This window comes from Streptomyces sp. DS1-CR2 (assembly GCF_055760475.1).
Window position 1 is genome coordinate 1850601 of sequence record NZ_CM147085.1, and the last position, 22677, is coordinate 1873277.

General features: G+C 71.2%; 22 protein-coding genes. 7 read left to right on the forward strand and 15 right to left on the reverse strand.

The features are described 5' to 3' along the window. Window positions 1-11: 11 nt before the first annotated feature. Entirely contained in the window at window positions 12-1370 is a 1359-nt protein-coding gene (locus ACY0PA_RS09225; RefSeq protein WP_473084191.1) for an MFS transporter, read from the forward strand. A gap of 255 nt (window positions 1371-1625) precedes the next feature. Next, window positions 1626-2000, forward strand: coding sequence for an RNA polymerase-binding protein RbpA (locus ACY0PA_RS09230; protein ID WP_473084192.1), 375 nt, complete (start codon window positions 1626-1628; stop codon window positions 1998-2000). A gap of 132 nt (window positions 2001-2132) precedes the next feature. On the opposite strand, the gene fxsA is transcribed toward ACY0PA_RS09230, so the two are convergent. From fxsA to ACY0PA_RS09250, 4 genes are all read right to left on the reverse strand, one after another. Next, entirely contained in the window at window positions 2133-2714 is a 582-nt protein-coding gene (gene fxsA, locus ACY0PA_RS09235) for an FxsA family membrane protein (RefSeq protein WP_473084193.1), read from the reverse strand. Window positions 2715-2789: 75 nt separating this feature from the next. Further along, on the reverse strand, window positions 2790-3551 hold the full coding sequence (locus ACY0PA_RS09240; RefSeq protein WP_100597470.1) for a polyprenol monophosphomannose synthase: 762 nt from the start codon (window positions 3549-3551) through the stop codon (window positions 2790-2792). A 517-nt stretch (window positions 3552-4068) separates the two neighbouring features. Further along, complete coding sequence (locus ACY0PA_RS09245) at window positions 4069-5706, reverse strand: amidohydrolase (RefSeq protein ID WP_473084194.1); 1638 nt, start codon at window positions 5704-5706, stop codon at window positions 4069-4071. Window positions 5707-5776: 70 nt separating this feature from the next. Further along, the gene (locus ACY0PA_RS09250) at window positions 5777-6217 is read right to left on the reverse strand and encodes an Lrp/AsnC family transcriptional regulator (protein ID WP_100597468.1); all 441 of its coding nucleotides are present in this window, start codon (window positions 6215-6217) and stop codon (window positions 5777-5779) included. A 223-nt stretch (window positions 6218-6440) separates the two neighbouring features. Here ACY0PA_RS09250 and ACY0PA_RS09255 point away from each other — a divergent pair, with 223 nt between their 5' ends. After that, a complete protein-coding gene (locus ACY0PA_RS09255; protein ID WP_473084195.1) occupies window positions 6441-6881 on the forward strand; it encodes a hypothetical protein in 441 nt (146 codons plus the stop codon). Between the two features lie 7 nt (window positions 6882-6888). Here the strand turns inward: ACY0PA_RS09255 and ACY0PA_RS09260 are convergent, their stop codons facing one another. Then, window positions 6889-7983, reverse strand: a complete 1095-nt coding sequence (locus ACY0PA_RS09260; RefSeq protein WP_473084196.1) for a phosphotransferase family protein — start codon at window positions 7981-7983, stop codon at window positions 6889-6891. 12 nt (window positions 7984-7995) lie between these two features. Then, a complete protein-coding gene (locus ACY0PA_RS09265; protein WP_473084197.1) occupies window positions 7996-9120 on the reverse strand; it encodes an Rv3169 family protein in 1125 nt (374 codons plus the stop codon). 289 nt (window positions 9121-9409) lie between these two features. On the opposite strand from ACY0PA_RS09265, the gene ACY0PA_RS09270 reads away from it, so the two are divergent. Then, window positions 9410-9670, forward strand: coding sequence for a hypothetical protein (locus ACY0PA_RS09270; RefSeq protein ID WP_473084198.1), 261 nt, complete (start codon window positions 9410-9412; stop codon window positions 9668-9670). Here ACY0PA_RS09270 and ACY0PA_RS09275 read toward each other — a convergent pair. Then, window positions 9633-10805, reverse strand: coding sequence for an acyl-CoA dehydrogenase family protein (locus ACY0PA_RS09275; RefSeq protein WP_473084199.1), 1173 nt, complete (start codon window positions 10803-10805; stop codon window positions 9633-9635). The genes ACY0PA_RS09270 and ACY0PA_RS09275 overlap by 38 nt on opposite strands. A gap of 429 nt (window positions 10806-11234) precedes the next feature. Here ACY0PA_RS09275 and ACY0PA_RS09280 point away from each other — a divergent pair, with 429 nt between their 5' ends. After that, window positions 11235-12476, forward strand: a complete 1242-nt coding sequence (locus ACY0PA_RS09280; protein WP_356272159.1) for a glycoside hydrolase family 18 protein — start codon at window positions 11235-11237, stop codon at window positions 12474-12476. Between the two features lie 362 nt (window positions 12477-12838). Here the strand turns inward: ACY0PA_RS09280 and ACY0PA_RS09285 are convergent, their stop codons facing one another. Further along, window positions 12839-12985 carry an SCO1431 family membrane protein gene (locus tag ACY0PA_RS09285; RefSeq protein WP_107489218.1) on the reverse strand — a complete coding sequence of 49 codons (147 nt, stop codon included), beginning with the start codon at window positions 12983-12985 and terminating at the stop codon, window positions 12839-12841. Between the two features lie 208 nt (window positions 12986-13193). Continuing rightward, the gene (locus ACY0PA_RS09290; RefSeq protein ID WP_473084200.1) at window positions 13194-14561 is read right to left on the reverse strand and encodes a peptidase C39 family protein; all 1368 of its coding nucleotides are present in this window, start codon (window positions 14559-14561) and stop codon (window positions 13194-13196) included. 199 nt (window positions 14562-14760) lie between these two features. Between ACY0PA_RS09290 and ACY0PA_RS09295 the strand changes: the two genes are divergently transcribed. After that, window positions 14761-15402, forward strand: coding sequence for a uridine kinase family protein (locus ACY0PA_RS09295; RefSeq protein ID WP_473084201.1), 642 nt, complete (start codon window positions 14761-14763; stop codon window positions 15400-15402). A gap of 433 nt (window positions 15403-15835) precedes the next feature. Then, entirely contained in the window at window positions 15836-17710 is a 1875-nt protein-coding gene (locus ACY0PA_RS09300; protein ID WP_473084202.1) for an AAA family ATPase, read from the forward strand. A 63-nt stretch (window positions 17711-17773) separates the two neighbouring features. Here the strand turns inward: ACY0PA_RS09300 and ACY0PA_RS09305 are convergent, their stop codons facing one another. The 6 genes from ACY0PA_RS09305 to ribH form a co-directional block, all read right to left on the reverse strand. Further along, window positions 17774-18871, reverse strand: coding sequence for a hemolysin family protein (locus tag ACY0PA_RS09305; RefSeq protein WP_473084203.1), 1098 nt, complete (start codon window positions 18869-18871; stop codon window positions 17774-17776). Beyond that, on the reverse strand, window positions 18868-20202 hold the full coding sequence (locus tag ACY0PA_RS09310; RefSeq protein WP_473084204.1) for a hemolysin family protein: 1335 nt from the start codon (window positions 20200-20202) through the stop codon (window positions 18868-18870). The genes ACY0PA_RS09305 and ACY0PA_RS09310 overlap by 4 nt, the downstream gene beginning before the upstream one ends. 230 nt (window positions 20203-20432) lie before the next feature. Then, a complete protein-coding gene (locus ACY0PA_RS09315; RefSeq protein ID WP_473084205.1) occupies window positions 20433-20903 on the reverse strand; it encodes a PH domain-containing protein in 471 nt (156 codons plus the stop codon). Window positions 20904-20914: 11 nt separating this feature from the next. Then, window positions 20915-21763 carry an ATP phosphoribosyltransferase gene (gene hisG, locus ACY0PA_RS09320; protein ID WP_473084206.1) on the reverse strand — a complete coding sequence of 283 codons (849 nt, stop codon included), beginning with the start codon at window positions 21761-21763 and terminating at the stop codon, window positions 20915-20917. 73 nt (window positions 21764-21836) lie between these two features. Beyond that, window positions 21837-22109 carry a phosphoribosyl-ATP diphosphatase gene (locus ACY0PA_RS09325; protein WP_100597453.1) on the reverse strand — a complete coding sequence of 91 codons (273 nt, stop codon included), beginning with the start codon at window positions 22107-22109 and terminating at the stop codon, window positions 21837-21839. Window positions 22110-22143: 34 nt separating this feature from the next. After that, window positions 22144-22629: a 6,7-dimethyl-8-ribityllumazine synthase gene (gene ribH / locus ACY0PA_RS09330; protein ID WP_473084207.1), complete on the reverse strand. Its 486-nt coding sequence runs from the start codon at window positions 22627-22629 to the stop codon at window positions 22144-22146. Window positions 22630-22677: the final 48 nt, after the last annotated feature.

Below are 22677 nucleotides of genomic sequence, written 5' to 3' on the forward strand. Positions count from 1 at the left end.
AGGGGGCGCGGGTGGGCAGCGACACCGTGCGGGCGCAGACAGCGGGCGGCGACGCGGCGCAGCGGCGCCGGGAGCAGCGCGGCTGGTACTTCTACGACTGGGCGTGCTCGGTCTACTCGACGAGCGTCCTCACGGTGTTCCTGGGGCCGTATCTGACGGCGGTCGCCAAGTCGGCGGCGGACGCGGACGGGTTCGTGCACCCCCTGGGGATTCCGGTCCGGGCCGGCGCGTTCTTCGCGTACACCGTCTCCGCCTCGGTGATCGTCTCGATCCTGGTGATGCCGCTCGCGGGCGCGGCCGCCGACCGTACGGGACGCAAGAAGCCGCTGCTCGCGATCTCGGCCTATCTGGGGGCCGCGGCGACCGCCGGGATGTTCTTCCTGGACGGGGACCGCTATCTGCTGGGCGGGTTCCTGCTGGTCGTCGCCAACGCCTCGCTCGCGGTGTCGATGGTGCTCTACAACTCCTATCTGCCGCAGATCGCGCCCCCTGAGGAACGCGACGCGGTCTCCTCGCGCGGCTGGGCGTTCGGCTACGCGTCCGGGGCGCTCGTCCTCGTGGCGAATCTCGTCCTGTACTCCGGCCACGACTCCTTCGGAGTCTCCGAGTCGACGGCGGTACGGATCTGCCTGGCCTCCGCGGGCGTGTGGTGGGGCGCCTTCACGCTCGTACCGCTGCGGCGCCTGCGGGACCGGCGCACGGCACCCGCCGACGGTGAGGCGGCCGCCGTGCCCGGCTGGCGTCAGCTGGCCTCGACCGTGCGCGACATGCGCCGCCGCCCGCTGACACTGTCTTTCCTGCTCGCCTATCTGGTCTACAACGACGGCATCCAGACGGTGATCTCGCAGGCGTCCGTGTACGGCTCGGAGGAGCTCGGCCTCGACCAGTCGACGCTGATCGTGGCGGTGCTGCTGGTCCAGATCCTGGCCGTGGCGGGGGCGCTCGCGATGGGGCGCCTCGCCCGCACGTACGGCGCGAAGAACACGATTCTCGGCTCGCTGGTCGCCTGGACGGTCACGATCGGGGCCGGTTACTTCCTGCCGTCGGGGGCACCGGTGTGGTTTTTCGCGCTGGCGGCCGGCATCGGGCTCGTCCTCGGCGGGACGCAGGCACTGTCCCGTTCCCTGTTTTCGCATCTGGTGCCGGCCGGCAAGGAGGCCGAGTACTACTCCGCGTACGAGATGAGCGACCGCGGAATGAGCTGGCTCGGACCGCTCGTTTTCGGCCTCGCGTACCAGCTGACCGGCAGTTATAGGGACGCGATCGTGTCCCTGGTGGCGTTCTTCATGATCGGCTTTGCACTGCTTGCCCGGGTTCCGGTGAGGCAGGCGGTGCGCGACGCGGGAAATCCCGTACCCACCCGGATTTAGCACCTGGGGCCAAAGGCCGGTAGTGTACGCCTTTGGCCTGCCAGGCGTACCGTTACTGCACGTCAATATCGCAAAACACTGGGTGACATCTGCTGGCAGATGTGACAAACCAGGCGCCGGTGGGTACAACAAGGGGCGGCTACGACGGCGACGCATGACCCGGAATCGGGAATCTTTACCGCCGACCGGACGTTGACCGGATGACGACGACAGCGACACCTGTCCTGTGGGCGACAAGCCCGGGAGGCACGATTCATGAGTGAGCGAGCTCTTCGCGGTACACGCCTGGTAGTGACCAGCTACGAGACGGACCGCGGCATCGACCTGGCCCCGCGCCAGGCCGTGGAGTACGCATGCGAGAAGGGACATCGCTTTGAGATGCCCTTCTCGGTGGAGGCCGAAATTCCGTCGGAGTGGGAGTGCAAGGTCTGCGGGGCCCAGGCACTCCTAGTCGACGGTGACGGCCCTGAGGAGAAGAAGGCCAAGCCCGCGCGTACACATTGGGACATGCTGATGGAGCGGCGCACTCGCGAGGAGCTCGAAGAGGTCCTCGCGGAGCGGCTCGCCGTTCTTCGATCGGGCGCCATGAACATCGCGGTGCATCCGCGCGACAGCCGCAAGTCCGCCTGATTCCCTCGGGAGCAGCGGGAGCGCGACTGCACGAAGCCGTGGGCTGGACACACATCATGTGTGTCCAGCCCACGGCTTTTCGCATGTCCGGCGCCGGGCGGGGCTCAGTGAGCTTCTGAGCCCCGCCCGGGCTCAGGGAGTGATCGGGGGGCGCGGACCAGCGTCGGGGCGCTGTGCGGGCCGCTCATCGTCCTTGATCACCTCGCCCTGGATGACCGTGCCGTCCGGCCGGTGCATCCGCGCCTGCTGGAACGCGTCACCGAAGGTCCCGGGGGTGGCCGACTGCATCTTCCGCTCGATGGTCCGCTCCGTGTAGCGGCTCAGGGCCGTTCGGACGGGCGGCACGAGCAGGACGAGACCCAGGGCGTCCGAGATCAGGCCGGGGATCATCAGGAGCAGGCCCGCCAGCATCAGCAGACCGTTGCCCCCGGAGCGCTGCTCGCCTGCCGGGACCGCGCCGCTCTGCTGCTGTTGCAGCGTCTCGCTCAGATTCTTGAAGGCCCGGCGCCCGGCGCGCTTGATGACGACGGCGCCGAACACCATCCCGGCGAGCAGCAGCAGGAAGACGGTGAACCCGCCGACCGCGCCCGCCACCACGGTCAGCAGCCAGATCTCCAGGACCAGCCACGCGGCGATACCTAGCGGCAGGAACGTGCGGACCCGGGAACGCCGGGGCGTGGCGGGGCGCGAAGGGGGCGGTGTGCCAGTGGTCATGCCCCCAGTGTGCCTGGGCCCCGGCCCGAGTGGCGTAAGCGGGAGATCAAGATCGACGGAGGCTGCGGATCGGGCCTACTTGCGGCCGATCACCCGCCCCATGCGCTCCCCCACGCCCCAAGCGGTGACCCGCCACAGCGCCTCGACGACGATGTCACGGCTCATCTTGGAGTCGCCGAGCTCGCGCTCGACGAACGTGATGGGCACCTCGACGACGTGATAACCGGCCCTGACCGCCCGGCGCGCGAGGTCGACCTGGAAGCAGTAGCCCTGCGAGGAGACCTCGCCGAGCCCGAGGCCTTCGAGGGTCTCGCGGCGGAAGGCACGGAAGCCGCCGGTGACGTCCCGGATCGGCACGTCGAGCAGCAGCCGCGAGTACGTGCTGCCGCCGCGGGAGAGGAACTCGCGCGACTTGGGCCAGTTGACGACCCGTCCGCCCGGCACCCAGCGCGAGCCGAGCACGAGGTCGGAGCCCTTCAGCGCGGTCAGCAGCCGGGGCAGTTCCTCGGGCTGGTGGGAGCCGTCGGCGTCCATCTCCACCAGGACGCCGTAGCCGTTCTCGAGGCCCCAGCGGAAGCCCGCGAGATAGGCCGCGCCCAGGCCTTCCTTGCCCTGCCGGTGCAGGACCCGCACCTGCTCGTCGCCCGAGGCGAGCTCGTCGGCGAGCTTTCCCGTGCCGTCGGGGCTGTTGTCGTCGGCGACGAGGACATGCGCCTCGGGCACGGACGCGCGCACCCGGCCGACGATCGACTTGATGTTCTCCGCCTCGTTGTAGGTCGGGATGATCACCAGCGCCGTACCGAGAGGGCCGAACTGCCGCCCACCGCCGTCGTTCACAGCTTCCCCTTAAGACTCCTGTACGAGGGGACCACCATAGCGAGGGTGCTTGTCGGCGCTGGTAAGGCGCCCTGCGCGGGACTGCGGGATCGGGGCCCGGTGCCCTTCGGGCCGGCCTGGGACCGCTGGCTGCGGGTCTACCGAGAGCCGTTGTCTACTGAGCGTCCGGGCCCCACCCGGGTCGCACCTTCCCCCGTGCTCCCGCGGAGCAGGGAGGGACCCCCATCCGGCCGGAACGTTCCAGCGCCCCATGGCGCGGGTGCTGGGCCTGGCTCCCAGTGGCGGTGCGCCGGTGCGGCACACCGCCCCATGACCCAGCGGCGTTCATCGACTGCGCGGAGGTTCCCCGGTCGGACGTCCTGTGGTGGACCCGGCCGAACCTACCCGGCGACCGCGCCCAGCTGTCAACACCCCTTTGATCTGCGGTGATTGAGGAAACCACCTGGTCAGCGCCGAGGACTCGCAGGTCGCGCGAGCGTGCGGCGGACCGCTGTCGGCGGTACTGCGCGTGCCGACATCACTCGTCCGGCCCTGCGTACACGGTCCGCCCGCCGACCACCGTGCGCAGGCAGAGCGGCAGTTGGGCCCCCGGCGTGAGATCGGGGAGACCGGGCGTCCCGGAGCGCGGGTCGGTCGACCAGCGCGCGACGCGGTCGTCCGGCGCCTGGACGACGAGCTCCTCGGTGCGCCACACGGCGTAGTCCGCCGGGGCGCCCGGGACCAGGATTCCCGCGTCGTCCCGGCCGACGGCCCGCCAGCCGCCGCGGGTGTGCGCGGTGAACGCGGCCCGCACGGACACCCGGTGCTCGGGCGTGCGGTGGAAGGCCGCCGCGCGGACCGTGCCCCACGGGTCGAGCGGGGTGACGGGGCTGTCGGAGCCGAAGGCCAGCGGGACCCCGGCGCGCAGGAGCGCGGCGAACGGGTTGAGGGCGCGGGCCCGTTCAGCGCCGAGGCGGTCCGCGTACATGCCGTCCTCGCCGCCCCACAGGGCGTCGAACGCGGGCTGTACGGAAGCGGTGAGGCCGAACTCGGCGAAGGAGGCGATGGTTTCCGGCGACAGCATCTCGGCGTGCTCGACGCGGTGCCGCGCGGCCCTGACACGGGCGAGGCCGACCTTCTCGGCGGCGGCGCGCACGCCGTCCACCACGGCGGTCACCGCGGCGTCCCCGATGGCGTGGAAGCCCGCCTGAAGCCCCGCCTCGGTGCAGGCGACGACGTGGGCGGCGACGGCGTGGGCGTCCAGGTAGGAGGTGCCGGTATGCCCGGCGGCCGCGTCTGCGTACGGCTCATGCAGGCAGGCCGTGTGCGAGCCGAGGGCGCCGTCCACGAACAGGTCACCGGCGGCGCCGACGGCGCCCAGCGCGCGGGCCCGGTCGATGTCCCGGTCGGCCCAGTAGCCGATGACCCGGGGGCCGGACTCCTCGGCGGCCAGCCGCAGCAAGCCGGTGAAGTCGTCCTCGGAGGAGATGTCGGGGCCGCCGCACTCGTGCACGGACCCGATCCCCAGGGAGGCCGCGTGCCGCAGGGCCGCGCGCTGGGCCTCCGTGCGCTGCTGCGGGGTGACGGCGGCGTGGGCGGCGGCGCGGACGGCGTGGTGGGCGTCGCGGGTGAGGGGTCCGTCGGGGGTGAATCCGGGGCGGTCCGCGATGCCGGGGACGAGGTCGAGCAGGGCCGTGGTGACAGCGGCCGAGTGGACGTCGATGCGCGAGAGGTAGAGCGGGCGGCCGCCGGTGGCCTCGTCGAGCTCGGCGCGGGTGAGGGGCGCGCCGTCGGGCCAGCGGGCGGCGTCCCAGCCGTGGCCGAGGAGGATCCGGTCCGTGGGGCGGGCGGCCGCGTGGGCGCGGACGAGGGCGAGCGCCTCGCCCCGGGTGCGGGCCGAACCGAGGTCGAGGCCGGTCAGCGCGAGCCCTGTCGACGTGGTGTGGACGTGGGCGTCGGTGAACGCGGGAGTGACGAGGGCGCCTTCGAGGTCGACGACCTCGTCGACCCCCTCGGCGAACGCGTCTGCCGCGCCTTCGGAGCCGACCCAGGCGACATGCCCCCGCTCGACGACCATGGCCGTGGCGAAGGGGTCGGCGGGGCTGTGGACGTCGCCACCGCGCAGAAGGAAGGTGCGGGACTCGGCCGGTGCGGGCGGCGTGGGGGTCGTACTCATGGGGACAGTTTCCCGCGTTTGCGCTCCCGGGCCGCACCCGGGGGCCCCGCAGCGGTCGGACCCGCGTCGGTCAGACGCGGGGCGGCCGTGCCTCGTACGGCGTGGAGAGGACCACGGTCGTGCGCGTGGAGACGCCGGCCAGGGAGCGCACCCGGGCCAGCAGGTTCTCCAGGTCGTGCGGGGTCTCCACGCGGACCTTGAGAATGTAGTTCTCGTCGCCGGCGACGCTGTGGCACGCCTCGATCTCCGGGACGCCCGCGAGACGTTCCGCGATGTCGTCGGGGGCGCTGGGGTCGAACGGTTTCACCGAGATGAAGGCGGTGAGCGACAGGCCGACCGCCTCGGGGTCGACGACCGCGGCATAGCCGCGGATGACCCCGCGCTGTTCGAGTCGGCGCACGCGCTGGTGCACCGCGGACGTGGACAGGCCTGTGGCCTTGCCCAGGTCGGTGTAGCTCATCCGCCCGTCCTTGACGAGCAGCTGCACGATCTGTCGGTCGAGCTCCTCCATGGCGCAGAACCTACAGGGCCCTTGATCCCCGGGGATACCCGAGCGGGCCATGGGGCGGACACGCCTACCTGCTGCCGGGCCTCCGCAATCGGCATGTGACGAAGACCACACCTGCCGAACCGTGTCCAGACGCGTGCCACGATTACCCCCACGACGGGACGGGAAGTGCTTGCTGTGGTCGAGGCCGCAGCGCCTTGTCGGCCCACCCGAGGGGGAGAGTCCCATGCAGAATGTGAAGCGTCCCGGTCGTCCTGCCCGCAGTCGGCAGCAGCCGGTGATCGAGCCCGAGCCGGAGGGTGTCGAACCGGCGGACACCGGCATCGACGCGTTCGACGCGTACGACACCTTCGAGATGTACCGGGTGTTCTGCCCGGACTGCGCGCAGCCGATCGCGCTGCTCGCCGACGAGGTCGTGCTGCCCGAGCACGCGCTGTGCGCCTCGCCGTGGAACCCGTTCGGTCTCACGGTCTGCGCCGGTACGGGCCGCCCGGCGGCCGACGCCCGGCCCGCCGACGACTCGACGGAGGCTCAGGAGCAGGACACCGCCCTCCTGTTGACGCTCCCTCAGGGCCTTGACTGGCGGATGCAGCCCTTCTCGCACGTGGGCGGCCCGGGTTCGCGCCCGCTGCGCGTCCCCGAGCAGGAGCGGCGCACGGCCGCCTGACGTCGCCTCAACTCCAGTAACTGCCCTGCACCATGGCCCGCAGACTGGCGTGGTGCAGGATCAGTGTGTCCGGATCGTCCGGCACGGCCACCTCTTTGAAGTACGCCTGCCGGTAGGCGACGCGCAGCATCACGATGGCGTGGCGCAGAGCGGCGTACAGGGTGTGGAAGTCCATGTCGCGCGGTGCGTGGCCGGTGAGCCCGGCGTAGCGGCGCTCGATGTCCTCGCGGCGCAGGAAGCCGGGCAGTCCGGCCTGGCCGAAGCTCTCGGTCAGGTCCTGGAAGAAGCGGTGCAGGTACACGGTCCAGCCGAGGTCGACCTCGCGCGGGGCCAGGGCCGCCATCTCCCAGTCGAGCACGGCGGCCGGTTCGAAGCCGTCGTAGATGATGTTTCCGATGCGGGCATCGCCCCAGTTGAGGACGGGTTCGCCCTCGTCGGCGGGCCAGAGTTCGGCGAGCCGGTCGAAGGCGCTCTCGATGAGCGGTGACGGCGGCAGTCCGTCCACCACCCAGGCATAATAGGCGCGTTGGGCCTCGACGTGGCGGCGTAGCGCGCTGCCCTGTCCGGGTGCGGCGAGGAACTCGGCCTCGGACGCCGGGACTCCGTCGTGCAGCCGGGCGATGAGCCGCACGGTCGCGTCCTGGAGCCGTGCGCGCTCGGCGTCCGTCGCGGCGTGCAGCCAGTTGCCCTCGTACGTGTAGGGCATGACGTCCGGCGGTACGCGCCCCGCGACACGCTCCATCACGAAGAACGGAGCGCCCAGCGGCCCGGGATCCTCCTCCAGCCACAGCACGCGCGGCACCGGCAGCCCGGCCCGATCGGCGGCGAGCCGCATCGTGCGGTACTGCCGCGGCATGTCGTAGTCCGGGAAGATCGTGTACGCGGAAGGGTCGGCGGCGAGTCTCAATGCGCAGGCCCGGACCGGGGGTTCGGGGTGTTCGATGTCGAAGAGCAGGGTCTCGCTGGACATACCGTTGGACTCGGGGACGGTCACGTTCACCGCTTCGGCGCCCGGCAGCCGGGCGGCCAGCCAGGACGTGAGCCTTCGGGACACCTCCTGCGGGTCACGGGTGCTGGTGCGCGGTCTGGGGGCTGTCGCCATCGCGGGATCCTTTCAGGGCGCCACGGAGTCGTAGCCGGTGAAACCGCTCGCGTCGTGCCTGCCGAAGCTGCCGTGCTCGAAGATGCCGTGGCCGACCTGGCCGTCCAGGGTGAAGCGCGCCGCGTGGTCGATGACGCCGTAGGCGGCCGGCGGGTGGGCGGCGGGGTCGGAGAGGTCGTAGCTGCGGCGGTCGGTCCAGTCGCGGCCGCGCCAGGTGCCGTGCTGCCAGTCGTCCGCGGGCGGGTATCCGGCGCCGACGGCGAGCGGGGACGAGGCGAGGATCTCGACGCCGAGTTCCACGGGCTTGCGGGACAGCGGGTCGGTGAGATGAACGACGGCGCTCTCGGGGTGGCGGGTGCCGGTCCGGTAGGTGATGTCGGCCTGGGGCCAGCCGAGTTGGAGGTCCGGGTGGCCTTCGCGGACGAGGGTGGCGTCGTTGAGGGTGCGGTAGCCGTCCGCGTCCTCCTGGACGATCACCATCAGGAAGCGGTCGTCGAAGCGGACCGGTGACCAGATCCAGTGGAAGCCCTCGGTCCTGTTCTCCTCGGCGAGCCGGCCGCCCTCCTCGCCGGGGACCGGGCGCACGCCCCAACTGCGGTCGCGGGTGCCGGTCCAGCCGTCGAGGGACACCTCGCGCCCGCCGACCCCGAGCCGGCCGTCACAGCGCCCGGCCTGCACGAAGCGCCTGCCCTCAAGGGTGAGGCGGCCGCCGCGGCGCTGGGTGTGGTGGGGCTCCCAGAGGGCCGGAAAGGCCGCCGACCAGTTGATCTCGTACGAGAGTCCGTCGGGGTCGTCCGGGTCGGCCGCGCAGGTCAGGACGAAGTCCCGCAAGGGGCGTTCGACATGAATCCGGAGCGGGCCGACGGCGAGTTCCATGCGGGCGTCGTCGCGCAGGGCGTCGGAGGCGCGGACCGCGTGGAGGGTGTCGCCGACGCGCAGGGTCGCATACGCGTCGATGACGCCGAGGTTCGGATAGACACCGAGGCCGAGGATGAGCAGGAACTCCCCGGTGGGGTCGACGAGATGGAAGATGCACCGGTCGTAGGCGTTGCGGTCACCGGTCGCGACGTGCTTCATGGACAGCGGCACCTGGTGGACCGGGTATTCGTCGAGTGCGACGGGGCGGTCGTCTGCCACGCGTTCCTCCCTGGGCGTACGGCGGTTGACGTCGCCCGGAGGGGTGCGGCCCCCGGCGGCCGAGTTGACGGTACGTCAGCTGAGGCGCCGGAGCCAGATGCGTGCGCCGACCCGGACACGGCGATGGCCGGATCAGGCCGGGCGCGCGGGGCCGACCCTGATCCGATCCGATCCGATGCGATCTGATCTGATCTGATCTGATCCAGCCCGATGCAAACGAAAGGCCCTAGAACTCACGCCCCCATGTCCCGGACGGTGACCTGCCCGGCGCCGGCGCGTTGGCCCGGGCATGCCCCTTACACAGAGCGCCACCGGCCGTCGCCGCCGCCTCCTGGTCCCCACCACCGCAGAATCGGTTCCGCAGCCGCCGCCCCCGGAGCGCCCCGCACCCCCTGACCCGCCGATCTACCGCGCTCTGGTCAGCCACTGGGCCGAGCGCGGCAAGACCCTGCCGGGACGCCACGATCCGGAGTGGGCCCGGCTGGTGGCGTCCCCGGTCAACACCGGACAGCTCAGCGGCTTTCAGGACCGGCGAGGTGCCGGGCGATGACCATGCGCTGGATCTGATTGGTGCCCTCCACGATCTGGAGCACCTTGGCCTCGCGCATATAGCGCTCGGCCGGGAAGTCGGCCGTGTAGCCGTACCCCCCGAGCACCTGGACGGCGTCCGTGGTGACCTTCATCGCCGTGTCCGTGCACATCAGCTTGGCCATGGCGGCCTGCTTGGAGAAGGGCCGGCCCGCGTCGCGCAGACGGGCCGCCGTCAGATAGAGCGCGCGGCCGGCCTCGATCTGCGTGGCCATGTCGGCGAGCATGAAGCGCAGGCCCTGGAAGTCGGCGATGGGCCGCCCGAACTGCTCACGCCCTGTGGCGTACGCGAGGGCCTCGTCGAGGGCCGCCTGGGCCACGCCGATCGCGCAGGCCGCGATGCCGAGCCGCCCGGAATCGAGCGCGGAGAGCGCGATCGCGAAGCCCTGCCCCTCGTCGCCGATCCGGCGCGCGTCGCTCACGCGCACCCCGTCGAAGTGAACCTGCGCCGTGGGCGAGCCCTTCATCCCCATCTTCTTCTCGGGCGCCGCCGCACTCAGCCCCTCCGCGTCGCCGGGGACCAGGAACGCGGTGATGCCACGCGCCCCCTCGGCGCCGGAGCGCGCCAGGACGGTGTAGAAGTCGGCGATGCCGCCGTGTGTGATCCATGCCTTGGTGCCGGTGATCACCCAGTCGTCGCCTTCGCGGACGGCCTTGGTCCGCAGGGACGCGGCGTCCGATCCCGACGACGGCTCGGAGAGGCAGTACGCGCCGAGGAGGCCACCGCCGAGCATGGCGGGCAGATGCTCCGCCCGCTGCTCCTTGGTGCCGAAATTGGCCAGTGCGTGACAGGCAAGCGAGTGGACACTGACGCCGAGGCCGACGGTGAGCCGGGCGGCGGCGAGCTCCTCAAGGACCTGGAGACAGACCTCGTACGGCTGGTCGCCGCCGCCGAAGTCGGAGTCGTAGGGGAGGCCGAGCAGGCCCGACTCGGAGAGCAGTGAGAACGTCTCGCGCGGGAAGCGTCCGGCGTCCTCCTCCACGGCCGCGCTCGGGGCGATCTCGCGCTGCACGAGCTCACGTACGAGCGAGAACAGATCCCGGGCCTCGTCCGTGGGCAGTTGACGGTCCACCGGCTGCGGGGCGCGGTCGGGCATATCGACGCTCTCCTCCCTGTCGGGCACTGCGGCGGTCGCGCGCGGGGTGTGCGGCGGCGCCGTGTTCGAGCCGCTGCCGAGGGCTCCCTTCCGGGTCTCGGACGGGCGCTGACCAGCGGCTGCGGCCCGTTGAGTATGCCCGTTCGACGGCGGCCAGTCACCAGTTAACGACCGCTCACTTTAAAGATACCGAAAAGACGGCGCCGAGGCGGCCGGGGGCGGCCCGGAGCCCTCACCGGCGGCTCCCGGAGCCCACGCGAGAGCCGAGCGCATTGGTCCGCACCATTGACCCCACTGGTCTAGTCCTCCTAAGGTTCCCTGCAACGTCTTAACGCGTTCATGCCAAAGATCGTGATACGGATCGCGTGACGACGCCCCCGAGGTCCACAGCAAATCCCCCCACGCTCCCCTCCCCCACGAGGAGACACGATGCTCAGACCGCACCGTCCCCGCGCCTCCTTCCGGGCGCTCCTGTCCGCCGCGTGTTGCGCCGTCCTCGGCGCCGGACTGCTCGCCTCCGCGGGCACCGCCGCAGCGCAGAACGACGCCGGCCCCCAGCAAGCCGCGGCCGGTTCGAAGGTCGTCGGCTACTTCACCGAATGGGGTGTCTATGACCGGAACTACCACGTCAAGAACATCGAGACGTCGGGCTCGGCCGACAAGCTCACGCACATCAACTACGCCTTCGGCAACGTCACCGGCGGCAAGTGCGCGATGGGCGACTCCTACGCCGCGACCGACAAGGCGTACACCGCCGACCAGGCGGTGGACGGCGTCGCCGACACCTGGGACCAGCCGCTGCGCGGCAACTTCAACCAGCTGCTCAAGCTGAAGAAGCTGCACCCGAACCTCAAGATCCTCTGGTCCTTCGGCGGTTGGACCTGGTCGGGCGGGTTCACCGACGCGGCCAAGGACCCGGCCGGGTTCGCCCAGTCCTGCTACGACCTGGTCGAGAACTCCAAGTGGGCCGATGTCTTCGACGGCATCGACATCGACTGGGAGTACCCGAACGCCTGTGGCCTGTCCTGCGACACGAGCGGGCGCGACGCCTACAAGAACCTGATGAGCGCGCTGCGTTCGAAGTTCGGCTCCAGCGCGCTGATCACGTCCGCGATCCCGGCCGACGCCTCCGACGGCGGCAAGATCGACGCCACCGACTACGCCGGCGCCGCCCAGTACGTCGACTGGTACAACCCGATGACGTACGACTACTTCGGGGCCTGGGACGCGCAGGGGCCGACCGCCCCGCACTCGCCCCTGACCTCGTACAGCGGCATCCCGAAGGCGGGCTACAACACCGACGCCACCATCACCAAGCTCAAGGGCCTCGGCGTCCCGGCGTCGAAACTGCTGCTCGGCATCGGCTTCTACGGGCGCGGCTGGACCGGCGTCACGCAGGCGGCGCCCGGCGGCACGGCGACGGGTCCGGCGGCCGGAAAGTACGAGCAGGGCATCGACGACTACAAGGAGCTCAAGTCGAAGTGCCCGGCGACGGGCACGGTCGGCGGCACCGCCTACGCGTACTGCGGCAACAACTGGTGGAGCTACGACACCCCGGCCACCATCGCCGGGAAGATGGACTACAAGAACCAGCAGGGCCTTGGGGGCACGTTCCTCTGGGAGCTCAGCGGTGACACGACGAACGGCGAGCTGATCAAGGCGATCAACTAGCCGCTCGAGTCCGGCACTTGGGGCGGGGGATGCGCGGCGTCCCCCGCCCCTTCACACATCGCGTCAGGCTGGACTCGGTGAACGGAGTCCAGGGCGAGCGTGGCAGGTTCGGGCTCCAGGCGCACGGCATCGAGGTCGCCTAGGTCAGGTCGCACGCCTGGTCCGCGACCGGCGGGAACTTCCGGCTCAGGGCATGAAGGTCGATGTGAGCATCGGCGGCAAGAAGTGCTTCTGAGGGGCGGCGGACGGCTGAGCGACCGGCTGCCGCCTGCCCCGGCGCTCTCCCGTGCGGTGGCTCTACGGGCTCGTGGGGCTCCCGGACCGGCACTGGCGCGTCGAGCCGGGCGCCGGGGAGAGCCGGGTCACATCAGTCCGGCCTGCGTGACGAACATGGCGAGGACCACGACGAAGGTCCAGCCGAGGACGTGCTCCAGGATCTTGGGGCCGTTGTCCTTGGGGCCGCCGGTGCGGGTCCGGGCGGCGCGGTTCGTGGCGGTGGTCGCGGTCATGGCATCTCGCTGAGGTCGTCCGGCAGTGGCATCCCCCCACTGACCCGTCCACCATGCCACCGCCTCGGCCGGATGTGGGCGAGAGCTTGGTCACGCACAACTACGCCGTGGCGTCGTCCGTCTCACATCGGTGACACCGGGGCAGTGCCAGGCCCGACACCGGCCGCGGCCCCTCCCTGTCGCGCGGGGAGGGGCCGTGGCAGGTTCCTCAGCGGACGCCGACCGCCTCGAGCGCGCCGCGCTGCTTCGGGGTCGGCTGGGCCGGGAAGTACAGGTAGCAGACGCCGCCGGTGCCGGACACGACCTTGCCGGTGGCGTTGTACCGCTTGGTCCTGAGCCAAATATTTTCCCACTCGGCCCGCTTGTAGACGCGGCGCACGGCCGCGTCGCTCGGCGACGCCGGGTCGTTGGCGATCACGTCGCCGTCCGCCGTGAAGCCGATCACCGTCATGAGGTGTCCGGACGTCCCGTAACCCGCGCCTGTCAGCTCCTCCTTGAGGAACGACTGCGACGTTATGGCCGGGATCCCCGCCGCGATCAGGGTCTCCAGATCACCGAGCGAACCGAGCCGCGTGACGACTCCCTGGAGGTCCTTGTACGTCGCCGCGTAGGCCGCGTTGAAGGGCCAGTTGCCACAGCCCTCGTACTGGTAGTCGTACGTGAAGCGGGCCGCGTGGCAGACCTGCGGGTCCGTGTAGTCCGGGTTGACCCAGGAGAGGTCGTCCGACGAGGGCTCGCGGCCCCAGTACTCGACGATCATCTGCGAGGACGTGGGGCTGCACCAGGCCTCGCCGCCGTTGTCGTACTCGGGGTACTGGCCCGCGTGGATGCTCTGCGAGTAGCGCGGAACGGCCAGCTCCTTGGCGAGCCCCGGCGTCGAGGCCGGGACCGAGAAGCGGTCGGGCACGTCGGAGCCCATGGCCCCGAGCCGCCACACGAGGGGCGAGGCCTTGGAGCCCGGCGCACGGTACAGGGTCAGCCGCAGGCGGTACGAGACGAGGCGCAGGCCCGAGGCCGCGTCGTCGATGGAGAAGGTGTCCGTCCAGATACTGGACTTGCCGTCCGACTGGTCGTCGACGGAGGTGCGCCGGATGTCCTGGTCACCCGCGGCCCAGCGGCCCATCACGTACCAGGGCGTCGCCGCGCCGTCGGAGTACGTGCCCTGGAGCTCGATCTGGATCCAGGTACCGGCCGGTGTCCGCGCGTTCCAGGAGGCGATGACCTCCGTGGCGGGCACCGACAGGCGGTGTGCCGGGGAGGTCCACCGGCCGTACTCCCAGGTGGCGGTCTTGCCTGTGTGCGGATCCGTGTAGTCGGTGCGGCCCTCGGGCGTCGCGAGCGTGAGTCCGGGGCGGGACCCGGCGACCGCACGGGTGCCGGCCGCCGTTCCGGAGCGCCAGTCCGCGTACGAGGTCCAGGCGTGGTTGTCCACGAGGCGCGGGGCCGCGTGAGCGCGCGCCGGTGCGCCGGTGCCGGCGACGGCGGTGCCCGCCGTCGTGGCGAGCGCCGCTGCGCCCGCGGTGGCCGCGGCGGCGGTGAGCAGGGTTCTGCGGGACAGATGTTCGGGTCGGGTCATGGGCGGGGCTCCCCCAGTCGACGAGATATCCGTAAAGGGGTGGGTGAGGCACGACAGTGCGCCAACTATGGCCGGTACCCGCTGACTTCCACCAGCGTTTCCGGGCCGGTCATCGCCACCAATATTGGCCTGTACCACTGGCATGACCTGCGGCGGCGCGCGGGAAGCCGGCCGGGCACCTCCCGTACCCTTGCGGGCGATGACCTTCCAGCACCTCCCGCTCCCCCGGCTCGCCGCGACCCTGCGGGCCCTGCCGCCCTCCTGCGGCCCGGTCCGGCTGGTCGCCGTCGACGGCCACGCGGGGTCCGGCAAGTCGACGTTCACCGCCCGGCTCGCCGAGGCACTCGGGCAGGCGCCCGTCCTGCACCTCGACGATCTCGCCAGCCACGACGCCCTCTTCGACTGGACGGCGCGGCTGCGCGAGCAGGTCATCGATCCGCTCTCCCGCGGCGAGAGCGCCCGGTACGAGCCGTACGACTGGAACGCCCGGAGCTTCGGCACCCCGCGCGCCCTGCCGCCCGCGCCGGTGGTCCTGATGGAGGGCGTGGGCGCGGGCCGGCGGGCCGTGCGTCCTTTCCTGGCGTGGCTGTTGTGGCTGGACACGCCCGAGGAGGTGTCCTGGGAACGGGGGCGGCGACGGGACGGACCGGCGCAGAGGGAGTTCTGGGACGGCTGGATCCGTGCGGAGCGCGCGCACTTCGCCGACGACCCCTCGCGCCCCTTCGCTCAGACATTGGTACGAGAGTGTCCGGAGGGCTACGAGGCACGTGAGATGCCTCCCGGGACCGGACTTTCGACGCCTTCCGTCACTCAGCGTGAGGATCCGTCGGCAGCGTGCTGAACGCTCCTGAGACGCCTTCCGCCAGTTTCCGCGAGTGCCTCAACTCGGCTTGACCGAGGGGCCGTACAGGACTTACGTTCTGAATGTGCGGCCCTACGGGGTCGCCCGCAGACGCGAAGCCCCCGGTTGTTCCCCCGTGATCGGGGGCTTCGTTCTGCCCTGTTCACCCTTTCAGGGGTGCGGTGAGCCCCGCTTCGTTCACTCTCGGTCACCGTCCGGCTCCGCCCCCACCTGCGCCGTCCGCCTTGGATCCGGTCCTGCGGCGCCCTCGGCCGACGACTCCTGCGCAGGTACGATGCCTTTCGGTGCGGCCTACGGACGGCTCGCGGCCCGTACCGTGACAACTCCCGTCCACAGCACATCGGTTCGGCGCAGGAGCCGGCGGGCACCGGCCCGGCGGCGCACCACGGGGGCACGGTTTGTGGGGGACGTGATGGACTTCGGCACACAGGGCTCGCCCGGCCCGGCCGACCTCGCCTGGGTGCGTGGCGTGGACGCCTACACCATGGGCGCCTATCCGCAGGCCGAGGAGGAGTTCCGGGCCGCGGTCCGGATGGATCCCGGCATGGCCGACGGCTGGCTGGGGCTGCACGCGTTACGCATCGACACGACGACGGCGCTGCTGCGCATGTTCCGGCACCGCGACCGGTTCGGCGAGCAGCGCACCCGGCACCGGCGCACTCTCAACTCCTGGTACTGGCTGGGCTGGTGGGTGCAGCCCGTCCTGGAGCGGCCGCGCGATCTGCTCCTTGCGCACGCGTCGCACTGGCTCGACGGGCGCCATGTCCCGGACCTGGACGGGGCGCTGGCGACGCTGCCGCGCGTGGACGCCGATCCGCAGGTGCGGTTCCTGCACGCCTGCCGCGCCTACCTCGTCAAGGACTGGGAGCAGCTGGTCCGGCATACCGATCCGCTGCTCGACGACGGGCTCCTCGGCATCGAGGCCGGGCTCTTCGGCGGGATGGCCCGGGTGCGCCTGGAGATGTACGGGCAGGCCGAGCCGCTGCTGTCCGCAGCGCTGATGCGCTGCCGGAGCGAGCAGCCCCAGCGCAAGGAGCTGCGCTACTGGCTGGCCCGCGCGCACGAGGGCACCGGCCGCTCCGCCGCCGCGCTCCCCCTGTACCGGGCCGTGCACCGCGTGGACCCCGCCTTCATGGACACCTCGGCCCGCCTCGCGGCCATCGCCGAGGGCGACGGCTACGGCGACTTCGGCGACGGCACCGACCTCAGTCCCCTCACCATGACCGGGCTCGGCCAGGAGGTGCTGGACGGCTCCGAGTCGATGGACCCGCTGTACGAGGGCGACGGCCGGAACCTGAAGGTGAGCGAGCCCGATCTGCCGCCGCCCGGCGCGGTGCCCGCCGAGACCGACGCGGTCCGCGAGAAGGCCGTCGTACCGATCACGCCGCAGCTGCCCGCCGGGCCCGCCGACCCCGCGCTCCTTGAGGAGGCACTCGCCGAGCTGGAGCGGATGGTCGGCCTGGAACCCGTGAAACGGCAGGTCAAGGCTCTCTCGGCCCAGCTGAACATGGCGCGCCTGCGGGCCGGGCAGGGCCTGCCCGTGCAGCCGCCGAAACGGCACTTCGTCTTCTCGGGCCCCTCCGGCACCGGCAAGACCACCGTGGCCCGCATCCTGGGCCGCGTCTTCTACGCGCTCGGGCTGCTCGGCGGCGACCATCTCGTGGAGGCCCAGCGCGCCGACCTGGTCGGCGAGTATCTGGGCCAGACGGCCGTGAAGGCGAACGAACTGATCGACTCGGCCATCGGCGGCGTCCTTTTCGTCGACGAGGCGTACGCCCTGTCGAACTCGGGCTATGGCAAGGGAGACGCGTACGGCGACGAGGCGCTCCAGGTGCTCCTGAAGCGCGCCGAGGACAACCGGGACCACCTGGTGGTGATCCTCGCGGGCTACCCGGAGGGCATGGACCGCCTCCTCGCGGCGAACCCCGGACTGTCCTCGCGCTTCACGACGCGGGTCGACTTCCCCTCGTACCGGCCCCTCGAACTCACCGCGATCGGCGAGGTGCTCGCCGCGGAGAACGGTGACGTGTGGGACGAGGAGGCCCTCGACGAACTGCGCTCCATCAGCGGGCACGTCGTCGACCAGGGCTGGATCGACGAGCTCGGCAACGGCCGCTTCCTGCGGACGCTGTACGAGAAGTCGTGCGCCTACCGGGATCTGCGGCTGACGGGATACACGACGACGCCGACGCGGGACGACCTGTCGACACTGCGGCTGCCCGATCTGATGCAGGCGTACGGCGAGGTCCTCTCGGGGCGCGGGCCCCAGGACCCGTCCGCGATGTGACATGCCGAAGGGGCGGGCCCGGTCGGCGGTTTCTGGGACCCGCCCCTTCGCCGTGTGCGCCTGTCAGCCGGCCAGCGCCTCCTCCGGCGCCTCGGCCCGCGGCTCCGCGACCCTGGCTCCGAGCGCCGGAGCGTCCCGGTGCGCGGGGTCACGGACCTCGCCGACGAGCATCTCCAGGACGTCCTCCAGGGCGACCAGGCCGAGGACCCGGCCCGAGGCGTCGGCGACCTGCGCGAGGTGCGTCGCGGCGCGGCGCATCACCGTCAGGGCGTCGTCGAGCGGGAGTTCGGCCCGCAGCGTCGTCATGGGACGCCAGATCTGCTGCGGCACCGCGCGGTCGTGGTCCGCGGAGTCGATCAGGTCGAGGACGTCCTTCACATGCAGATAGCCCATGAAGGCGCCCCCCTCCGCGCAGACGGGGAAGCGGGAGTAGCCCGTACGGCCCGTCAGTTCGATGACCTGGCCCGGGGTGACCGAGGGGCCGACCGTGACGAGGGACGACCGGTCGAGCAGGACGTCGGTGACCGGGCGCGAGCCCAGCTCCAGGGCGTCCCCCAGGCGTTCCTGCGCCTCGGGTTCGAGCAGCCCCGCCTGTCCGGAGTCCTCGACGAGACGGCCGAGCTGCACGCTGGTGAAGACCGCCTCGACCTCGTCCCGCGGCTCTACCCCGAACAGCTTGAGCACGAGCCGGGCACAGGCGCCGAGGGCGACGGTGACCGGCCGGCACAGCCGGGCGAAGGCGACGAGGCCGGGGCTGAACCAGAGGGCGGTCTTCTCCGGCGCCGCCATCGCGAGGTTCTTCGGGATCATCTCGCCGACGACGAGGTGGAGGCTGACGACGGCGGCGAGTGCGATGACGTAGCCGAGGGGGTGGATCGTTCCCTCGGGCAGGTGAATCGCCTCGAAGAGCGGCTCCAGCAGATGGGCGACCGTCGGCTCGGCGACAGCGCCGAGCGTCAACGAGCAGACGGTGATGCCGAACTGGGCCGCCGCCATCATCTGCGGCAGGTGCTCCAGGCCGTGCAGGACCTGGCGGGCCCGCTTGTTGTCGATGGGCTCGATCTGGCTCCGGCGCACGGAGACGAGGGCGAACTCGGCGCCCACGAAGAAACCATTGGCCAGCACGAGGAGCAGGGCGAACAACAGTTGGAGCACGCTCATCGGGCGGCCTCCGCCAGCTGGGCGGCGTCCACGGTCCGTACGATCCGGACGCGCTCCGCGCGGTAGTGGTCGACCTGACGCACCGCGAGCCGCCAGCCGGGCAGCTCGGCCCGGTCACCGGGCGCGGGGATCCGGCCGAGCAGATCGGCGACGAGACCGGCGACGGTCTCGTACGGGCCTTCCGGTACGTCGAGTCCTATGCGGCGCAGGATGTCGACCCGGCAGCTGCCGTCGGCGTCCCAGGCGGGGCGGCCGTCCTCGGGCGGGGCGACCGCGAGTTCGGGCAGGTCGAGGCGGTCGTGCTCGTCGCGGACCTCGCCGACGAGCTCCTCGACGATGTCCTCCAGGGTGACGACCCCGGCCGTGCCGCCGTACTCGTCGACGACGACGGCTATGGGCTGCTCACTGCGCAGGCGCTCCAGGAGGGGCTGCACGGGCAGGGTCTCCGGGACGAGCAGCGGGGCCTGGGCGATGCGGCTCACGGGGGTGCGCAGCCGGTCGTGCGCGGGCACCGCGAGGGCGTCCTTGAGATGCACCATGCCGACGATCTCGTCGATCCGCTCGCGGTAGACCGGGAAGCGGGAGAGGCCGGTGGCGCGCGTGAGGTTGACGACGTCCTCGGCGGTCGCCGAGGACTGGAGCGCGCTGACCTTCACGCGCGGCGTCATGACGTGCTGGGCGGTGAGCTCTCCGAGGGACAGGGTGCGGACGAACAGGTCCGCCGTGTCCTGCTCCAGGGTGCCCGCCTGTGCGGAGTGCCGGGCCAGGGAGACGAGCTCGCCGGGGGTGCGGGCCGAGGCCAGCTCGTCGGCGGGCTCGACGCCCAGGGCGCGTACGGCGCGGTTGGCCACGGCGTTGAGCAGGGCGATCACGGGCCGGAAGAGGCGCGAGAACGCGTGCTGGGGGCCCGCGACGAACCGTGCGACCTGGAGCGGCTTGGAGACCGCCCAGTTCTTCGGCACCAGCTCGCCGATCACCATCTGCACGGCGGAAGCCAGCAGCATGCCGAAGACGACGGAGACGCCTGAGACGGCGCCTTCCGGGATGCCGACGGCGGCGAAGGGCCCCGCGAGCAGCGTCGCGAGCGCCGGTTCGGCGAGCATGCCGACGACCAGCGAGGTGATGGTGATGCCGAGCTGGGTGCCGGAGAGCTGGAAGGACAGCTCCTTGAGGGCGTTCACGACGGTACGGGCCCGTCGGTCGCCGTCGGCCGCTGCCTTCTCGGCGTCGGCGCGCTCCACCGTGACGAGGCCGAACTCGGCCGCCACGAAGAAGCCGTTGGCCAGGATCAGCAGGAATGCCGCTCCGAGGAGCAACAAGGGGATGGTCATGCCGCCGCCTCCGCGCACACAACGCGCAATTCGGTCGCGCTATGTCGGGAGGGGGCGGCGCATGTACTGCAGGACGAACCGTCCATCGCCGGAGGGAGTCACTCCTCGGGTAGCAGGAAACCCCCGGGGCCCTGGCGGACCCGTCGTCGGGGGCGGGGCGGCGATGTGCGCGCGCCCGCCACCAGATTAATCAAGACAGGGGTGGAAGCGTCAGTGCGTGCGGCCCTGAGTCAGCCCTGAAGTTCCCCGGATCGCCCGGATCCCCCCGAAAACACAGAACGGGCCTCGGTGAGGGCGCGCAGGGCACGCGCGTCGGTGAGGGCACGCTCCTTGGCCATGGCGGGCTGGATGCCCATGGCGGCCAGGCTCGTGCCGTCGCTGAGGTTGAGGAACACCCAGGGGTCGCCGGGCCGCAGGGTGACCTGGACGATCTCCGCCCAGGCCAGGCGGCGGCTGCGGGCGATGTTCACGACGGTGACGCCCTCGTCGTCCGCCACGATCTTGGGCCGGGCGAGCAGGACGAGTCCGCCGGCGAGGAGCACCCCGGTGAAGATGAAGGTGAGGCGGTCGCCCGGGTTGAGGCTGCCCAGCATGAGGGCGATGGCCGTGAGAGTGACGAACATCGCTCCGCCGAGGCCGAGCAGGACGGCCCGGGTGCGGGCCGGCCGGAAGGTGACGGGCAGCGTGGGTACTTCGGACATGACTGCGGTCCTCAAAGGCGGCAGGCGTGGATGGCCGTGGTCAGGATGGCCCGCGCGCCGAGGTCGTACAGGTCGTCCATGATGCGCTGGGCGTCCTTGGCGGGGACCATCGCACGGACGGCGACCCAGCCCTCGTTGTGCAGGGGCGAGACGGTGGGCGACTCGAGGCCCGGGGTGAGAGCGACGGCCTGCTCCAGGTGCTCGGCGCGGCAGTCGTAGTCCATCATCACGTACGTCCTGGCGACCAGGACGCCCTGGAGGCGACGCAGGAACTGCTGGACCTTGGGCTCCTCCGCGGCCGCGCCGCAGCGGCGGATCACGACGGCCTCGGACTTCATGATCGGCTCGCCGAAGACCTCGAGGCCCGCATTGCGCAGGGAGGTGCCGGTCTCGACGACGTCCGCGATGACCTGGGCGACGCCCAGCTCGATGGCCGTCTCGACGGCGCCGTCGAGGTGGACGACGGACGCGTCGACGCCGGACTCGGCGAGGTGCTTGGCGACGATGCCCTCGTAGGAGGTGGCGATCGTCTTGCCCGCGAGGTCCTCGAGACCGGAGACGGTGCCGGGCTTGGCGGCGAAGCGGAACGTGGAGCGGGCGAAGCCGAGCGGAAGGATGACCTCGGCGTTGACGCCGGAGTCGATCAGGAGGTCCTCACCGGTGATGCCGATGTCGAGCTTGCCCGACGACACGTAGATCGCGATGTCCTTGGGCCGGAGGTAGAAGAACTCCACCTCGTTGACCGGGTCGACGAGGACGAGCTCCTTGGACTCCTTGCGCTGCTGGTATCCGGCCTCATGGAGCATCGCCGACGCAGGTCCGGACAGTGAACCCTTGTTGGGGACGGCGATGCGCAGCATGAGGTCGGATTCCTTTGCGTGAGAGACGTGAAAGAGGGGCGTGTCGCGTGCGACGGTGAACCGGGCGCCGGCTCTAGAGGTGGGCGTAGACGTCGTCGAGGGAGATTCCCCGGGCGACCATCATCACCTGGACGTGGTACAGCAGCTGCGAGATTTCCTCGGCAGCGGCCTCCTTGCCCTCGTGCTCGGCGGCCATCCAGACTTCGGCGGCCTCCTCGACGACCTTCTTGCCGATGGCATGGACGCCCTTGTCCACCAGTTCGGCGGTGCGGGACGTCGCGGGGTCGCCGTTCTTGGCCTTGAGCTGAAGCTCGGCGAAGAGTTCTTCGAAGGTTTTGTTCGCCATGATGGCCCTAAGACTACGGGGTACGCCCGGCCACTCAGCGCCAGGGTTCGCTGACCGAGCGCAGTGTGGCCGCCGTGGCGACCGCCGCGGTGACGGCCTCGTGGCCCTTGTCCTCGTTCGAGCCCTCGATCCCGGCGCGGTCGAGGGCCTGCTCCTCTGTGTCACAGGTCAGCACGCCGAAGCCGACGGGAACGCCGGTGTCGATGGTGACCTGGGTGAGCCCCATGGTGACGCCCTGGCACACGTACTCGAAGTGCGGTGTGCCGCCGCGGATGACGACTCCGAGGGCGACGATCGCGTCGTAGCCGCGGCCCGCGAGGACCTTGGCGACGACGGGGAGCTCGAAGCTGCCCGGGACCCGCAGGAGGGTCGGCTCGTCGATGCCCAGCTCGTGCAGGGCGCGCAGGGCGCCGTCCACGAGGCCGTCCATCACCTTCTCGTGCCACTGCGCCGCGACGACGGCGACGCGCAGGTCACCGCAGTTGCGTACGGACAGTTCGGGTGCGCCCTTGCCACTCACGTTGCTCCTCAGTGCTTGTGTGGTGCTGTGTTCGGTGTGCGGTATGTC

Bases quoted from the DNA above. Each gene is read 5' to 3' on its own strand.
- ACY0PA_RS09230 (WP_473084192.1), top strand. From the start codon at position 1,626: ATGAGTGAGCGAGCTCTTCGCGGTACACGCCTGGTAGTGACCAGCTAC.
- fxsA (WP_473084193.1), bottom strand. From the start codon at position 2,714: ATGACCACTGGCACACCGCCCCCTTCGCGCCCCGCCACGCCCCGGCGT.
- ACY0PA_RS09245 (WP_473084194.1), bottom strand. From the start codon at position 5,706: ATGAGTACGACCCCCACGCCGCCCGCACCGGCCGAGTCCCGCACCTTC.
- ACY0PA_RS09250 (WP_100597468.1), bottom strand. From the start codon at position 6,217: ATGGAGGAGCTCGACCGACAGATCGTGCAGCTGCTCGTCAAGGACGGG.
- ACY0PA_RS09255 (WP_473084195.1), top strand. From the start codon at position 6,441: ATGCAGAATGTGAAGCGTCCCGGTCGTCCTGCCCGCAGTCGGCAGCAG.
- ACY0PA_RS09260 (WP_473084196.1), bottom strand. From the start codon at position 7,983: ATGGCGACAGCCCCCAGACCGCGCACCAGCACCCGTGACCCGCAGGAG.
- ACY0PA_RS09270 (WP_473084198.1), top strand. From the start codon at position 9,410: ATGCCCCTTACACAGAGCGCCACCGGCCGTCGCCGCCGCCTCCTGGTC.
- ACY0PA_RS09275 (WP_473084199.1), bottom strand. From the start codon at position 10,805: ATGCCCGACCGCGCCCCGCAGCCGGTGGACCGTCAACTGCCCACGGAC.
- ACY0PA_RS09280 (WP_356272159.1), top strand. From the start codon at position 11,235: ATGCTCAGACCGCACCGTCCCCGCGCCTCCTTCCGGGCGCTCCTGTCC.
- ACY0PA_RS09285 (WP_107489218.1), bottom strand. From the start codon at position 12,985: ATGACCGCGACCACCGCCACGAACCGCGCCGCCCGGACCCGCACCGGC.
- ACY0PA_RS09290 (WP_473084200.1), bottom strand. From the start codon at position 14,561: ATGACCCGACCCGAACATCTGTCCCGCAGAACCCTGCTCACCGCCGCC.
- ACY0PA_RS09295 (WP_473084201.1), top strand. From the start codon at position 14,761: ATGACCTTCCAGCACCTCCCGCTCCCCCGGCTCGCCGCGACCCTGCGG.
- ACY0PA_RS09300 (WP_473084202.1), top strand. From the start codon at position 15,836: ATGGACTTCGGCACACAGGGCTCGCCCGGCCCGGCCGACCTCGCCTGG.
- ACY0PA_RS09305 (WP_473084203.1), bottom strand. From the start codon at position 18,871: ATGAGCGTGCTCCAACTGTTGTTCGCCCTGCTCCTCGTGCTGGCCAAT.
- ACY0PA_RS09310 (WP_473084204.1), bottom strand. From the start codon at position 20,202: ATGACCATCCCCTTGTTGCTCCTCGGAGCGGCATTCCTGCTGATCCTG.
- ACY0PA_RS09315 (WP_473084205.1), bottom strand. From the start codon at position 20,903: ATGTCCGAAGTACCCACGCTGCCCGTCACCTTCCGGCCGGCCCGCACC.
- hisG (WP_473084206.1), bottom strand. From the start codon at position 21,763: ATGCTGCGCATCGCCGTCCCCAACAAGGGTTCACTGTCCGGACCTGCG.
- ACY0PA_RS09325 (WP_100597453.1), bottom strand. From the start codon at position 22,109: ATGGCGAACAAAACCTTCGAAGAACTCTTCGCCGAGCTTCAGCTCAAG.